14 protein-coding genes are annotated in these 13,356 nt (G+C 62.8%); 9 read left to right on the top strand and 5 right to left on the bottom strand.

Translation table 11 applies throughout. From position 1 onward, the window contains the following. Positions 1–12: 12 nt before the first annotated feature. The 3 genes from NKH23_RS00225 (at position 13) to dps (ending at position 2,907) form a co-directional block, all read left to right on the top strand. Complete coding sequence (locus tag NKH23_RS00225; protein WP_352915170.1) at positions 13–1,020, top strand: LLM class flavin-dependent oxidoreductase; 1,008 nt, start codon at positions 13–15, stop codon at positions 1,018–1,020. Beyond that, complete coding sequence (locus tag NKH23_RS00230) at positions 1,017–2,270, top strand: LLM class flavin-dependent oxidoreductase (protein ID WP_352915168.1); 1,254 nt, start codon at positions 1,017–1,019, stop codon at positions 2,268–2,270. Before NKH23_RS00225 ends, NKH23_RS00230 begins: the two co-directional genes overlap by 4 nt. 148 nt (positions 2,271–2,418) lie before the next feature. Beyond that, a complete protein-coding gene (gene dps, locus NKH23_RS00235) occupies positions 2,419–2,907 on the top strand; it encodes a DNA starvation/stationary phase protection protein Dps (protein WP_352915165.1) in 489 nt (162 codons plus the stop codon). A 43-nt stretch (positions 2,908–2,950) separates the two neighbouring features. On the opposite strand, the gene NKH23_RS00240 is transcribed toward dps, so the two are convergent. From NKH23_RS00240 to uraH, 5 genes are all read right to left on the bottom strand, one after another. Next, entirely contained in the window at positions 2,951–3,454 is a 504-nt protein-coding gene (locus NKH23_RS00240) for a hypothetical protein (RefSeq protein ID WP_352915163.1), read from the bottom strand. Positions 3,455–3,524: 70 nt separating this feature from the next. Continuing rightward, positions 3,525–4,619, bottom strand: coding sequence for a xanthine dehydrogenase accessory protein XdhC (gene xdhC / locus NKH23_RS00245; protein WP_352915248.1), 1,095 nt, complete (start codon positions 4,617–4,619; stop codon positions 3,525–3,527). Positions 4,620–4,681: 62 nt separating this feature from the next. Further along, entirely contained in the window at positions 4,682–7,033 is a 2,352-nt protein-coding gene (gene xdhB / locus NKH23_RS00250) for a xanthine dehydrogenase molybdopterin binding subunit (RefSeq protein WP_352717302.1), read from the bottom strand. Further along, entirely contained in the window at positions 7,033–8,514 is a 1,482-nt protein-coding gene (gene xdhA / locus NKH23_RS00255; protein ID WP_352977083.1) for a xanthine dehydrogenase small subunit, read from the bottom strand. Before xdhA ends, xdhB begins: the two co-directional genes overlap by 1 nt. 1 nt (position 8,515) lies before the next feature. After that, on the bottom strand, positions 8,516–8,890 hold the full coding sequence (gene uraH / locus NKH23_RS00260; protein ID WP_352717300.1) for a hydroxyisourate hydrolase: 375 nt from the start codon (positions 8,888–8,890) through the stop codon (positions 8,516–8,518). A 173-nt stretch (positions 8,891–9,063) separates the two neighbouring features. Between uraH and puuE the strand changes: the two genes are divergently transcribed. From puuE to NKH23_RS00290, 6 genes are all read left to right on the top strand, one after another. Continuing rightward, entirely contained in the window at positions 9,064–10,497 is a 1,434-nt protein-coding gene (gene puuE, locus NKH23_RS00265; RefSeq protein ID WP_353034127.1) for an allantoinase PuuE, read from the top strand. A 48-nt stretch (positions 10,498–10,545) separates the two neighbouring features. Beyond that, the gene (locus tag NKH23_RS00270) at positions 10,546–11,409 is read left to right on the top strand and encodes a bifunctional allantoicase/(S)-ureidoglycine aminohydrolase (RefSeq protein ID WP_353034129.1); all 864 of its coding nucleotides are present in this window, start codon (positions 10,546–10,548) and stop codon (positions 11,407–11,409) included. Beyond that, positions 11,406–11,909 carry an ureidoglycolate lyase gene (locus NKH23_RS00275; protein WP_352915156.1) on the top strand — a complete coding sequence of 168 codons (504 nt, stop codon included), beginning with the start codon at positions 11,406–11,408 and terminating at the stop codon, positions 11,907–11,909. Before NKH23_RS00270 ends, NKH23_RS00275 begins: the two co-directional genes overlap by 4 nt. Then, entirely contained in the window at positions 11,909–12,502 is a 594-nt protein-coding gene (locus NKH23_RS00280) for a nucleoside deaminase (RefSeq protein ID WP_352915154.1), read from the top strand. The genes NKH23_RS00275 and NKH23_RS00280 overlap by 1 nt, the downstream gene beginning before the upstream one ends. 158 nt (positions 12,503–12,660) lie before the next feature. Then, positions 12,661–12,861, top strand: a complete 201-nt coding sequence (locus tag NKH23_RS00285) for a type II toxin-antitoxin system MqsR family toxin (RefSeq protein ID WP_352977133.1) — start codon at positions 12,661–12,663, stop codon at positions 12,859–12,861. A 2-nt stretch (positions 12,862–12,863) separates the two neighbouring features. After that, positions 12,864–13,283: a type II toxin-antitoxin system MqsA family antitoxin gene (locus NKH23_RS00290; protein WP_352915151.1), complete on the top strand. Its 420-nt coding sequence runs from the start codon at positions 12,864–12,866 to the stop codon at positions 13,281–13,283. Positions 13,284–13,356: the final 73 nt, after the last annotated feature.

The following is a 13,356-nucleotide window of genomic DNA, read 5'->3' on the forward strand; positions in this document are numbered from 1 at the left end:
CAGGGAAAAGCGATGGCCAACGGCGCCACCATGTGTCTCGCCGTTTCACTGTCTCCGGAAGCCGCCCCTTCCCATCCGCCCGACGCCGGCCTGGACTTCAGTCTGCTGACGCGGTTCGTGCAAGAAGCCGAAGCGGCCGGTCTGGACATGGTGTTGCTCGGCGATTCCGCGCCGGTTGCAGGCGGGCTGAACCGGCAAATGCGCTTCGAAGCAACGACCTTGGTGGCGGCCCTGGCGACGGTGACAAGCAGGATCGGCCTCGTCGCTGCAGCGTTGACGGTCGCCCACCAGCCCTACAATCTCGCGCGCCGTTTCGCTTCGCTCGATATTATCAGCCATGGCCGCGCCGGCTGGAACGCGAGCATGATGCCCGAACCGCGCGAGGCGGCCAATTTCAGCCGACCGGAAGGGTTTTCCGGCGACGATTTCCGCCTGCGCGCCGAGGAATTCATCGGCATCGTGCAAGGCTTGTGGAAAGGTTGGGACGCAGACGCGCTGCTGTTCGACAAAGTTGGCGGCCGCTTCTTCGATCCCGAGAAGATGCACCTTCTCGACCACAAGGGCGAATATTTTTCCGTGCGCGGGCCGCTCAACGTGGCGCGGTCGCCGCAGGACACGCCGGTGCTGGTCATGTCCGGCCTGTCCGAGCCCGACATGGATATCGCCGCCCGCACCGCCGATGTCCTCCTGCTGGATGAGCGATCGATCGACTGGGCTGGCGAGCTGAAGCGTCGTGCGCTTGCCTTCGGGCGCAGGCCGGAGGGGCTGAAAGTGCTGATGAATGTTACCGTCAGCGCCGAAATAATCGCCGCGCCGGACATGTTTGCGGACAGGCTCGAAGAGTGCTTTCGCTCGAAAGCCTGCGACGGTTTCAGCATCGACACGCCGCTCACGTCGGCGCTCGACGATTTCATCGGCCTCGTGCTGCCGGAGCTTCGCCGCCGCGGCCTTGTCCGGTCCGGCTACAGCGCGGCGACACTGCGCTCCCACCTCGGGCTTGCCGGGGAGGATCGGCAATGAGCGCCGGTCGAGGCCAGATGAAGCTCGGCGCCTTCCTGTGGGCGACAGGCCACCACATCGCCGCCTGGCGCCATCCGCAGGCGCATGTCACGGCCGGCATCGACATCGACCATTACATCCAGCTGGCGCGGACGGCGGAGGCGGCGAAGTTCGACATGATCTTCTGCGAGGACGCCGCCGGCGTGCGCGAGGCCAATGTCAACATCGCCAGCCAAACGTCGCGCTCGATCGGCTTCGAGCCGATCAGCTTGCTTGCCGCGCTCGCCGTCCAGACGGAGCGCATCGGCCTCGTCTCCACGGCGTCGACGAGCTACAACGAGCCTTACGGGCTGGCGCGGACCTTCCTGTCGCTCGACCATCTGAGCGGCGGGCGTGCCGGCTGGAACCTTGTCACTTCGGCCAGCCAGATCGAGGCCGCCAATTTCGGCTCGACCGGTCTGCGCCCACATGCGGACCGTTACGGACGGGCGCGCGAATTCGCTGCCGTGGTTGCCGGCCTTTGGCGAGGCCAGGGTGGACAGGAAGGCAGAAGTTTTTCGGTGCGCGACCCGCTCGATCTGCCGCGCTCGCCACAAGGTTCACCGGTCATGGTACAGGCGGGAGCGTCGGACGAGGGTCGTGACCTCGCCGCCCGGACCGCCGACGTGGTCTTTACGGCGGCGCAGACATTCGAGGAAGCGAAGGCCTTCTACGACGACCTCAAGGGACGGCTGGCTGCCTATGGGCGCAAGCCGGACGACCTCAAGATCATGCCCGGCGTCGCGCCAGTCGTCGCGGCAAGCGAAGCGGAAGCCCGGGCAAAACATGATGAATTGCAGGAACTGATCCCGGACGACGTCGGTGTCGCGCTGCTTTCCAGCTATCTCAGCATATCCGATCTCGCGCGCTATCCCATTGACGGACCGCTGCCGGAGCTGCCGGCCAGCGAAGGCATGCAGAGCCGGCAGGCGCTGGTCATCGAGCAATCCCGCCGCGACAAGCTGTCCATTCGCCAGCTTGCCCGCCATTTCGCCGGCGCGCGCGGCCATTGGCGCGTCGTCGGAACGCCGGCCCAGATCGCCGACGAGCTCGAGGCACGCTTCGAGGGTGGCGCGGCAGACGGTTTCAACGTCATGCCGTCCTATTTTCCCGGCGAACTCAATGCCTTTGCCACGCTTGTCGTGCCGGAGTTGCAGCGGCGCGGGCTGTTTCGTACGGATTATGAAGGCAGCACGTTGCGCGACCACCTGGGCTTGAAACGGCCGGCGTAAAACGACGAGCGGAACGAAAGTCGGAGATCGCCGTTTTGGGATGCTGTGCCGCGCGGCGATGATGGGCGTCTGCGCGCATGTTCGATTGACCTTCCACAAACTTCACCCTCTTCAAACCAGGCGGACGCAACCGCCACAGGAGCCGACCATGGATGCCATCGCCACCCGCAACGACCTGCAATCCAACGCCAAGAAAGAGTGTATCGATCTTCTCAACGCCCGCCTCGCCGACGCCATCGATCTGGCGCTGGTCACCAAGCAGGCGCACTGGAACGTCAAGGGACCGCAATTCATCGCCATCCATGAGATGCTCGACACGTTCCGCGAGGAGATCGACGGCCATGTCGACACCATTGCGGAGCGCGCCGTACAGCTCGGCGGCACGGCGCTCGGCACATCGCAGGAGGTGTCGAAGGCGACTATGCTCGAGGCCTATCCGACCGACATCCACAAGACCCGAGATCATCTGGCGGCGCTGATCGACCGCTATGCCGCAACCGCCAAGCGGGCACGCGCGGCAATCGACGAAGCGGCAGGTGCGGGCGACGCCGACACCGCCGACATCTTCACCGCCTATTCACGCTCCCTCGACAAATTGCTGTGGTTCCTGGAGGCACATACGCAGGAGAAGGAATAGCTCTTTTTGGACGGCGCTATTTCCTCGGCGCGCCGAGGTTCGATTAGAAATTCCTCTCGAACTTCGGCACCTCGAGCTTCACCCGGCGATTTAGCTCATCGTGTCCGCCCTGGAACGCGGTGTAGCTAATGCTGGTTTTCTTGGAACAAAGCTGGAAATCTCCTGTCCATTTGCGACCAGCCCATTCGATGTCTTCCCACGGAATAAAGCGTGGGGGCACGAATGGCTGTCGAATCCCTACGCCCTCGATGTTCCAAAAGACCACACGAAGATAGAAGAACCAAATCCACCCGATCAGAGTCAGACCAAAGCCAACCAGCAGGCCATATACCCAGGGAAGTTGCTCGCTCCTTGTTTCGCTATATCCGGCAACCAAAATTATCGCGACAAAGCCCGCAAGCAGGACCGCAAACACATGCAAAAACCAGGTGGCGCGGAGTGTTTGCTCGCCGGCGTGTCGCGTAGCGCGCGTGCGCGATCCTATGGCAAACGCCAGAGAAACCGCAAAAGCGGCCAGAAGCGCTCCGACAAGCTGTTTCACCAACATGTGCTGCTCGTGTTTTCTCGGTCTTACGGCGCCAACTGCTCCATAAGCCAAGGTCTTCCGTACAAAAGCATCAAAAAGTCTGCGAGGATGCGGTCGACCGACCGCCGCTTGGTGCTTTGGGGTACTCTGTTAGTCCGTTGACAGGTAAATGACACCTCGCCAGCGCCGTCATGATCTCGGCTGCGGCGAGCGCGGCGATCACCTGCGGGCGCTTGTCATTGATTGCATAACCGCCGATCGGCGAGACGAGGCGGTCAAATTCCGCCTCGCTTCCGTCCGCCGATTTCAGGAACCAGTTCCGAAACGTCGCCTTCTTGGTCTTGGAACCGATCATGCCGACATAGGCGGCATCGCGGCGTTTCAGCGCCTCGGCGACGATCAGGAAATCCAGCGCGTGGTCGTGGGTGAGGACGACAAAGGCGGAGCCGGCCGGCGCCTTGCGAACCACCGCCTCAGGCATCGGCGTCAGCTTGGTTTCGACCGCTTCCGGCATGCCTTCCAGCGCTTCGGCTCGCGTCTCGACAACGACGACATGCACCGGCAGCAAGGCCACCGCCGAGGCCAGCGCCTGGCCGACATGGCCGCCGCCGAAAATGTAAACATGCGGCAGCTGCGCCTCCTCGGCCTCCGCCTCCGCAACAAGCTTGGCCTCAAGCGCGGCGTCGACCAGCCGGATCAGCAGCTCGACCCTGCCGCCGCAGCACTGCCCGATCTCCGGGCCTAGCGCGATGTCGAGGGTGGCGCGGATATCCCTCCCCCTTGAGGGGAGGGTGGCGGCGAAGCCGCCGGGTGGGGTCGCCGCGGCAGTGCTCGACGCTCTGGCGGTGCCTTCTGATACGACCCCCTCTGGCCGCTCCGCGGCCTGCCCTTCGCTATGGCTCCGGGCGTTCGTCGCTGAAAAAGTCAAATCGTTGGCTTTTTCTCGGCCATTGGCCGGCCGCTCCTCACCCCCCTCAAGGGGGGAGAAAAGCATCTGCCGCGCTTTGTCGATCGCCATATATTCGAGCTGGCCGCCGCCGATCGTGCCAAAAGTGGCCGATCCTGAGACGAGCATGAAGGCACCCGTCTCGCGCGGCGTCGAACCTTTTGTCCCGGCCACCTCAACCAAGGCGACCAGGCCGGCACCGGCAAGAAAGGCTTTCAGGCTCTGCACTTTCGCGTTCATCATTCGCGTTCCCTATTGGGAAATATAGAGTTTTTCGGCCTGAATTGCACGTTTTCCGGGATTCAAGTGCCGGTCTTGGCTTCCCGCTTCAGCCGTTCGATCGCCATCAGCACACGCTCCGGCGTGGCCGGCGGGTCGAGGCGCGGGCAGATTTTGTGGCTGGCAACGCTCGCCACTGCGTCCGACAGCGCATGCAGCACCGACATTGCGAGCGGAAAGGGCGGCTCGCCGACCGCCTTGGAGCGGTGCACCGTCGGCTCGCCTGCTTGCGCCCAGTCGGCCAAAGTCACATTAAAGATCTTCGGCCGGTCCGACGCGAGCGGGATCTTGTAGGTCGATGGCGCATGGGTGCGCAGCCGCCCCTTGTCGTCCCACCACAGTTCCTCCGTCGTCAGCCAGCCCATGCCCTGGATGAAGCCGCCCTCGATCTGGCCGAGATCGATGGCGCGGTTCAGCGAGCGGCCGGTTTCGTGCAGGATGTCGGTGCGCTCGACGATATATTCGCCGGTCAGCGTATCGACCGAGACTTCCGAGCACGCGGCGCCATAGGCGAAATAGTAGAAGGGGTGGCCCTCGCCCTTGTCGCGGTCCCAATGGATTTTCGGCGTCTTGTAGAAACCCGCCGCCGAAAGCTGGATGCGCGCCATATAGGCCTGCCTGACGAGATCCGCGAAGGCGATCTCCTGGTTGCCGATGCGCACGCGGTTGGGCAAGAACAGCACCTGGTCGCGCGGCAACTGGTATTTCTCGGCGGCGAAATTGGTCAGCCGGTCCTTGATCTGGCGGGCGGCGTTCTGCGCCGCCATGCCGTTGAGATCGGAGCCGGAAGACGCGGCGGTGGCCGAGGTGTTCGGCACCTTGCCGGTCGTCGTCGCGGTGATCTTGACCTGATCGAGGTCGATCTGGAACTCTTCCGCCACAACCTGCGCCACCTTGACGTAGAGGCCCTGCCCCATCTCGGTGCCGCCGTGGTTCAGATGAACCGAACCATCGGTATAGACATGCACCAGCGCGCCGGCCTGGTTGTAATGGGTGGCGGTGAACGAGATGCCGAACTTGACCGGCGTCAGCGCCAGTCCGCGCTTGATGAAGCGGCTGTTGGCATTGAAAGCATCGATGGTGCGGCGGCGCCTCGCATAGTCGGAACTCGCCTCCAGCTCGGCGACGATGCGGTAGATGATGTTGTCCTCGACCGTCTGGTGGTAGGGCGTGATGTTGCGGTCGCTGGTGCCGTAGAAATTCTTCTTGCGGATTTCGAGCGGGTCCTTGCCGACGGCAAACGCGACTTCGTCGATGACGCGCTCGGCGCCGACCATGCCTTGCGGGCCGCCGAAGCCGCGAAAGGCGGTGTTCGATACCGTGTTGGTGTAGAGTGGCGCCGATTGCGCGTGCACCGCCGGCCAGAAATAGGTGTTGTCGCAATGGAACAGCGCGCGGTCAGTGACCGGGCCGGAGAGGTCGGCCGAGAAGCCGCAGCGCGCCGCGAACATGAAATCTACGCCCAGAATATTGCCCTCGTCGTCGAAGCCGACCTCGTAGTCGACGAGGAAATCGTGGCGTTTGCCGGTGGCGATCATGTCGTCGTCGCGGTCGGGCCGGATTTTCACGGCCCGATGATGTTTCTTCGCGGCGATAGCGGCCAATGCCGCAAACTGATTGCCTTGCGTTTCCTTACCGCCGAAAGCGCCGCCCATCCGGCGGATTTCCACCGTCACCGCGTGGCTCGGAACACCGAGCGCATGGCTGACCATGTGCTGGATTTCGCTCGGGTGCTGGGTCGAGGAATAGATGGTGACGTCGTTGTCCTCGCCAGGGATGGCCAAGGCGATATGGCCTTCGAGATAGAAATGCTCCTGGCCGCCGATGCGCATTTTTCCCTTCAGCCGGCGCGGCGCCGCGTTGATCGCAGCCGCTGCATCACCGCGCTTCAGCGTCAGCGGCGGCGTGACCAGCTTGTCTTTCCGGGGATCGAGCTCGCCGATATCGGCGACGAACGGCAATTCCTTGTATTCGACCTTGGCCAGCCTCGTCGCGCGGCGCGCCTGCTCGCGGGTTTCTGCGATGACGCAGAAGATCGGCTGACCGAAAAATTGCACCTTGCCGTCAGCCAGCACCGGCTCGTCGTGACGGCCGGTCGGCGAAATGTCGTTCTCGCCTGGCACGTCGCTCGCCGTCAGCACATCGATGACGCCGGGTGCGGCGCGCACCGCCGAAAGGTCCATGCTGGTGATGGTGGCACTCGTCGCCGTCGAAAGCCCAAGGCAGCCGTGCAGCGTGCCGGCCGGTTCCGGCATGTCGTCGATATAGACGGCCGTGCCACTGACATGCTTGTGCGCGGAATCATGGCGCTGGTCGGTGGCGACGCCGCCGGCGATTTTTTGCGCCTTCAGGTTTGGGGTGGCGTGCTTGTTCATCATGCCGCCTCGTGCCGTGATACCTGGATCGGCGCCCGGGTGCCGGTGGTTTCGGCAAAGAAGCGCAGCAGCAGGTTGCGTGCCGCCAGCGCCCGGTATTCGGCGCTTGCCCGCATGTCGGTTAGCGGGGTGAAATCGCCGGCGTACGCGGCAATCGCCGCCTCGACCGTCGCTTCCGTCCAGGGCTTGCCAAGCAATGCCTTTTCGACGCCAAAGGCTCGCTTCGGCGTTGCCGCCATGCCGCCATAAGCGATGCGCACATCCGCCACCGTGCCATCACCGGCGAGCTTCAGGAAAAACGCGCCTAGGGCTGCTGTGATGTCTTCGTCGCGGCGCTTGGTGATCTTGTAGACGGCAAATTTCGTCTCGCTGCCCGGCACCGGAACATGCACGGCCTCGACGAATTCGCCGGGCTGCCGGTCCTGCTTGCCATAGGCGATGAAAAACTCCTCGAGCGGGATCGTTCGACGCTTGTCGCCGCGGCGCAGTGTCAGGCGGGCACCGAGTGCGATCAGCGGCGGCGGCGTGTCGCCGATCGGCGAACCGTTGGCGATATTGCCGCCGATTGTGCCCATGTTGCGCACCTGGTCGCCGCCGATGCGATCGAACAGCGGGCCTAGCGTCGGGATGCGTTTCGCCAGCGTCGCGAAGGCTTCGCTATAGGTGACACCGGCGCCGATCGAGATGATGCCCTTGTCCTCGGACATTTCGCACAATCCATCGAGATTGCCGATGAAAACCGCCGGCGCAATATCGCGCATGTGCTTGGTCACCCAAAGGCCGACATCGGTCGAACCCGCGACGATAGTGGCGCCCGGCTCCTTGACCAGCACGCTGGCCAGATCATCGGCATTGGCTGGCACGATCAGCCGCTTGTTGCCGGAGCCGATCTCGATGCGCGAACCGTCCTTCATCGCTTCGAGCTTGGCCGTGACTGCCTTGCGCTCCGTCGCCAACGGATCCTTTGCCGCCTTGCCGTAGCTGGAGATGGCACGTGCGGCGCGCATGATCGCCTCATAGCCGGTGCAGCGGCAGAGATTGCCTTGCAGCGCCTTTTCGATGGCGGCGTCCGACGGCTCCGGCGACCGCATCCACAGAGCATAAAGCGACATGACGAAACCCGGTGTGCAGAAGCCGCATTGCGAGCCGTGGAAATCGATCATCGCCTGCTGCACGGGGTGCAGTTTTCCTGCGTCGCCGCGCAGATGCTCGACGGTCACGACATGCGTGCCATCTAGCGAGCCAAGGAAGCGGATGCAGGCATTGACGCTTTCATAGACCAGTGTTCCACCGGAGAGCCTGCCGACCAGCACCGTGCAGGCGCCGCAGTCGCCCTCGGCGCAACCTTCCTTGGTGCCGCGCAGCGAGCGGTCGAGCCGCAGCCAATCGAGCAGGGTCTGGTCGGGTGCAACCGTGCCGAGCGCGACGTCCTCGCCATTGAGGATGAAGCGGATTTCGTCGCGTGTCTTGATCCCGGCCATCTCAGCTTCCCCGGTAGGTCGAATAGCCGTAGGGCGATAGGAGCAGCGGCACATGATAGTGCACCGGCTCGGCCATGCCGAAGCGGATCGGCACATGGTCGAGGAAGGCCGGTTCCGGCAGTTTTGTCCCTTGCCGGCGCAGATAATCGCCGGCCGCAAAGATCAGCTCGTATTCGCCGGTACGGAATTCCGCACCGGCAAGCAGCGGAGCATCGCAGCGGCCGTCATCATTGGTGACGACCGTCTTCAGATGCGTTCGGGCCTGGCCGTCAAGATGATAGAGCTCGATCGACAGACCGGCCGCCGGCTTGCCGGCCGCAGTGTCGAGGACATGGGTCGTCAGGCGCCCGCCTTCGGCTTTCGACGTTTCCGCCACTGGCTGCTCCATTCCCTGCACAGTCGAACACTATTCATGAATTGTGCGCCAATTAAAGGCGATGCATAAGTCCCGGTCGAGCGGAGCGCGACAAAAACACTTTCAAAAATTTCGGGGGAATGCGCAGGCACTCCTTTCGACTATCCTGATCACACTTTCCGGCAGGAGCGAGAATGCGTTACGAACGAGACATGCGCGGCTACGGAGCCAATCCGCCGGATCCGAAATGGCCCGGCGGGGCGCATGTCGCGGTGCAGTTCGTCGTCAATTACGAAGAGGGCGGCGAGAATTGCGTCCTGCACGGCGACAAGGCTTCGGAGGCTTTCCTGTCGGAGATCGTCGGCGCCGCGCCCTGGCCCGGCCAGCGCCACTGGAACATGGAATCGATCTACGAATACGGCGCCCGAGCCGGCTTCTGGCGATTGCTGCGCCTGTTCAGCGCGGCGCAAGTGCCGGTCACCTGCTACGGCGTCGCCACGGCCCTGGCGCGTTCGCCCGACCAGGTTGCGGCGATGCAGGAGGCCGGCTGGGAGATCGCCTCGCACGGGCTGAAATGGATCGACTACCGCGACCACGCCCCGGAAGACGAGCGCCGCGACATGGAAGCGGCGATCCGGCTGCATTATGAGGTCACAGGTGCGCGGCCGACCGGGTGGTACACCGGCCGCACCTCGATCAACACGGTGCGGCTGGCAGCGGAAGAGGGTGGCTTCGACTATGTGTCGGACACCTATGATGACGAACTGCCCTACTGGTTCGAGCATGTGGCACCGGACGGGTCGGCGAAGCCGCAGCTGGTCATCCCTTATACGCTCGACGCCAACGACATGCGCTTTGCCACGCCGCAGGGCTTCAACTCGGGCGACCAGTTCTTTGCCTATCTCAGGGATAGTTTCGACACGCTCTATGCCGAGGGCAAGGCAGGGCGGCCGCGCATGATGAATATCGGCCTGCACTGCCGCCTGGTTGGGCGGCCGGGCCGGGTCGCGGCACTGAAGCGCTTCATCGACTACGTCAAGTCACACGACAAGGTCTGGCTGGCACGGCGCATCGACATTGCAAAACATTGGCAGGAGACGCATCCGTTCCGGTTGCCGGCGCCACGCCCGTCGAAAATGGAATTCGAGGCCTTCGTCCAGGCATTCGGCGGCGTGTTCGAGCATTCGCCGTGGATTGCCGAGCGCGCCTATGAGCTGGAGCTCGGCCCGGCGCATGACAGTGCCGGCGGCCTGCACAACGCGTTTTGCCGCGTGTTTCGCGCGGCAAGCGAGACCGAGCGGCTTTCCGTGCTCAATGCCCACCCCGATCTTGCCGGAAAACTGGCGCAGGCCAAGCGGCTGACGGCGGAATCGACGAGGGAACAGGCTTCGGCCGGGCTCGACGCGGTGACCGATAAGGAGCGCGAGTTGTTCGCAAAACTCAATGCCGCCTACGTCACCAGTTTCGGTTTCCCCTTCATCATCGCGGTGAAAGGCAAGGCCAAGGAGGAGATCCTGGCCGAGCTCGAGGCGCGCATCGCCAATAGTCGCGATGTCGAATTCGAAACCGCCTGCAGACAGGTCGAGCGCATCGCGCTGCTTCGTCTCAAGGACATGCTTCCGCAATAGGCTTTGGCTGCCGCGATAGGCCCTGGCTTCCGCAACAGGCTTGAATTTATGGATATGATGAAAATGGCCGAGCGAACCTATTATGCGCCGCAGGGCGGACATCCCGGCCAGAGCGAATTGCTGACCGGCCGCGCCGTGTTCACGCAGGCCTATGCCGTCATCCCCAAGGGCGTGATGCAGGACATCGTCATCAGCGCATTGCCGTTCTGGGACGGGACACGCGTCTGGGTGCTGTCGCGGCCGCTGTCGGGTTTTGCCGAGACGTTTTCGCAATATATCGTCGAGCTCGCGCCTGGCGGCGGCAGCGACCGCCCTGAGCTTGACGCCGCCGCCGAAGGTGCGCTGTTCGTGGTCGAAGGCGAGCTAAGCGTTTCGCTTGCCGGCAAGAAACATAGCCTAAGGCCGGGCGGCTTTGCCTTCCTGCCGCCGGCGAGCGGATGGACGGTGCGCAATGAAAGCGACGCCGCCGTCCGCTTCCACTGGATCCGCAAGACTTATGATGCAGTTGACGGCATCGACACGCCGCAAGTGTTCTTCGCCAACGAACAGGACATCGCGCCGACGCCGATGCCGGGTACCGAAGGCCGATGGGCGACGACGCGCTTCGTCGATCCGGCCGACATGCGCCACGACATGCATGTCACCATCGTCACGCTCGAGCCTGGCGCGGTCATTCCCTTCGCCGAGACGCATGTCATGGAGCACGGGCTCTATGTGCTGGAGGGCAAGGGGGTCTACCGTCTCAACCAGGACTGGGTCGAAGTCGAGGCCGGCGACTATATGTGGCTGCGCGCCTTCTGCCCGCAGGCTTGTTATGCCGGCGGGCCAGGCAAATTCCGCTATCTCCTCTACAAGGACGTCAACCGCCACGCCAAGCTTGGCAGCGCCGGCGTCGCGAGACCTACACCATGACCCGCATCGTCGCGCGGCCGCTGACCCGCGAGAATTTCGCCGAATTCGGCGACGTCATCGATATGGGCGGCGACAATCATTATTCGATCAATGGCGGCAAGGCCGAGCGCTATCACGATCTCGCCACCGCTGAAGCACGAGGGCCGAATGCGCGCGTGCTGATCTCGATGGTGCGCGGCACGCCCTATGAGCTGCCGTTGAAGCTGACCATGGTGGAGCGCCATCCGTTTGGCAGCCAAGCCTTCATCCCGCTGTCGCCACGGCCGTTCCTGGTCGTCGTCTGCCATGATGGCGAGGAAGGCCCGGGCGAACCGCATGCGTTCATCACCGCGCCCGGGCAAGGCGTCAACTATCCGCGCAATTTGTGGCACGGCGTGCTGACGCCGATCGGCGAGCCGCAGGACTTCCTGGTCGTCGACCGTGGCGGCGACGGCTCCAACCTCGAAGAGTGCCACTTCTCGCACGCCTATGAGATTCATCTTCCCGATGGGAGCCGGTGATGGCTGACATTTCGCTGATCGACCGTCTGCTCGACGTCATCGAGCACGACATCTTGCCGAAGACCGCCGAAGGCGTCGCGCATGGCAACAAGCTGTTCGGCGCGGCGATCCTGCGCAAGGACGACCGCTCGCTGGTGCTTGCCGAAACCAACAACGAGACGGAAAACCCGCTCTGGCATGGCGAGGTGCATTGCCTGAAGCGCTTCTACGAACTGCCGAAAGCCGAGCGCGTCGACACCAGGGACGCGATCTTTCTTGCCACGCACGAACCCTGCTCGCTCTGCCTGTCGGCGATCACCTGGACCGGCTTCGACAATTTCTACTATCTGTTCAGCCATGAGGACTCGCGCGACAACTTCGACATTCCGCACGATCTGAAGATCCTGAAGGAGGTCTTCACCCTCGATCCCGGCGGCTACAATGCCGAGAATGCCTACTGGAAGAGCTTTTCGATTCGCAGACTCGTACGATCGCTGCCCGAGACCCAACGCAAGCGGCTGGAAGCACGGATCGGCACAATTTCCGCCCGCTATGACGAACTGTCCGGCGCCTATCAGGCCGGCAAGGACGAAAACGACATCCCGTTGAATTGAATGCAGCAAAGTTCAATGGCTTGAATTGCCACCTTTATGGTGGCATATTGCGTTATGGAGAAACGCAGACCCACTTACGATCTTGATGCAATCAGGCCGAGCTGGGTTCTGTCGACACGCTGGTAATCACGACGTCCGCCCTGCGGGATGCCATTGGGCTGGGCTTTGATCGCGCCGGTATTGTCGAGGTGATCGGCGGCATCACGCGGAAGATGTTTGTAAAGTCGATGACGACGTTCGCCGACCATCGTGTCTGGCAAGATGTCAATTACGTGCCAGCACGCGACCTGGTTCTTTACGTGAAATTTCAGGCGGACGTCGTGACCGAATTCACAGTCATGTCGTTCAAGGAAAAGTGACCATGGCGATGAAAGAAAATAACGAAACGAATAGCATGATCTCCCCCAAAACAGGAGAAACGCTGACGCGTGGGGTGCGTCCGTTCACTGTGACTTACAAGGGCGAGAGCATGATCGTCGACCTGCCGGGTTATTATCCCTCTTCGGGAAGTGAGGGCGTGCATGTCGGAGACGACATGACCGTCGTCGATGCAGCGCTCCGCATCCTCAAAGAAAAGATCGACGGCGTTCCGGCACCGGCCACCATCCGTCGCGTGCGCACAAAGCTGAAACTTTCGCAACGCGAGGCAGGATCCCTGTTCAAGGTCGGCGAGAACGCTTTCGACAAATACGAACGGGGTCTGATCGAGCCGAGTGGCCCAACCATTCAGCTGATGACGCTGTTGGAAAAACACCCGGAGTTGGTGGACGAGTTGCGGTAGCCGCGCGGCCTCTCTGACAGGTCGCATAATTTGCTGCTCCAGTCGCGAATAGCGATTGAAAGTCGCCTCGCTG

It is taken from the genome of Mesorhizobium sp. M1328 (assembly GCF_040318075.1).
Lineage (GTDB): Bacteria > Pseudomonadota > Alphaproteobacteria > Rhizobiales > Rhizobiaceae > Mesorhizobium.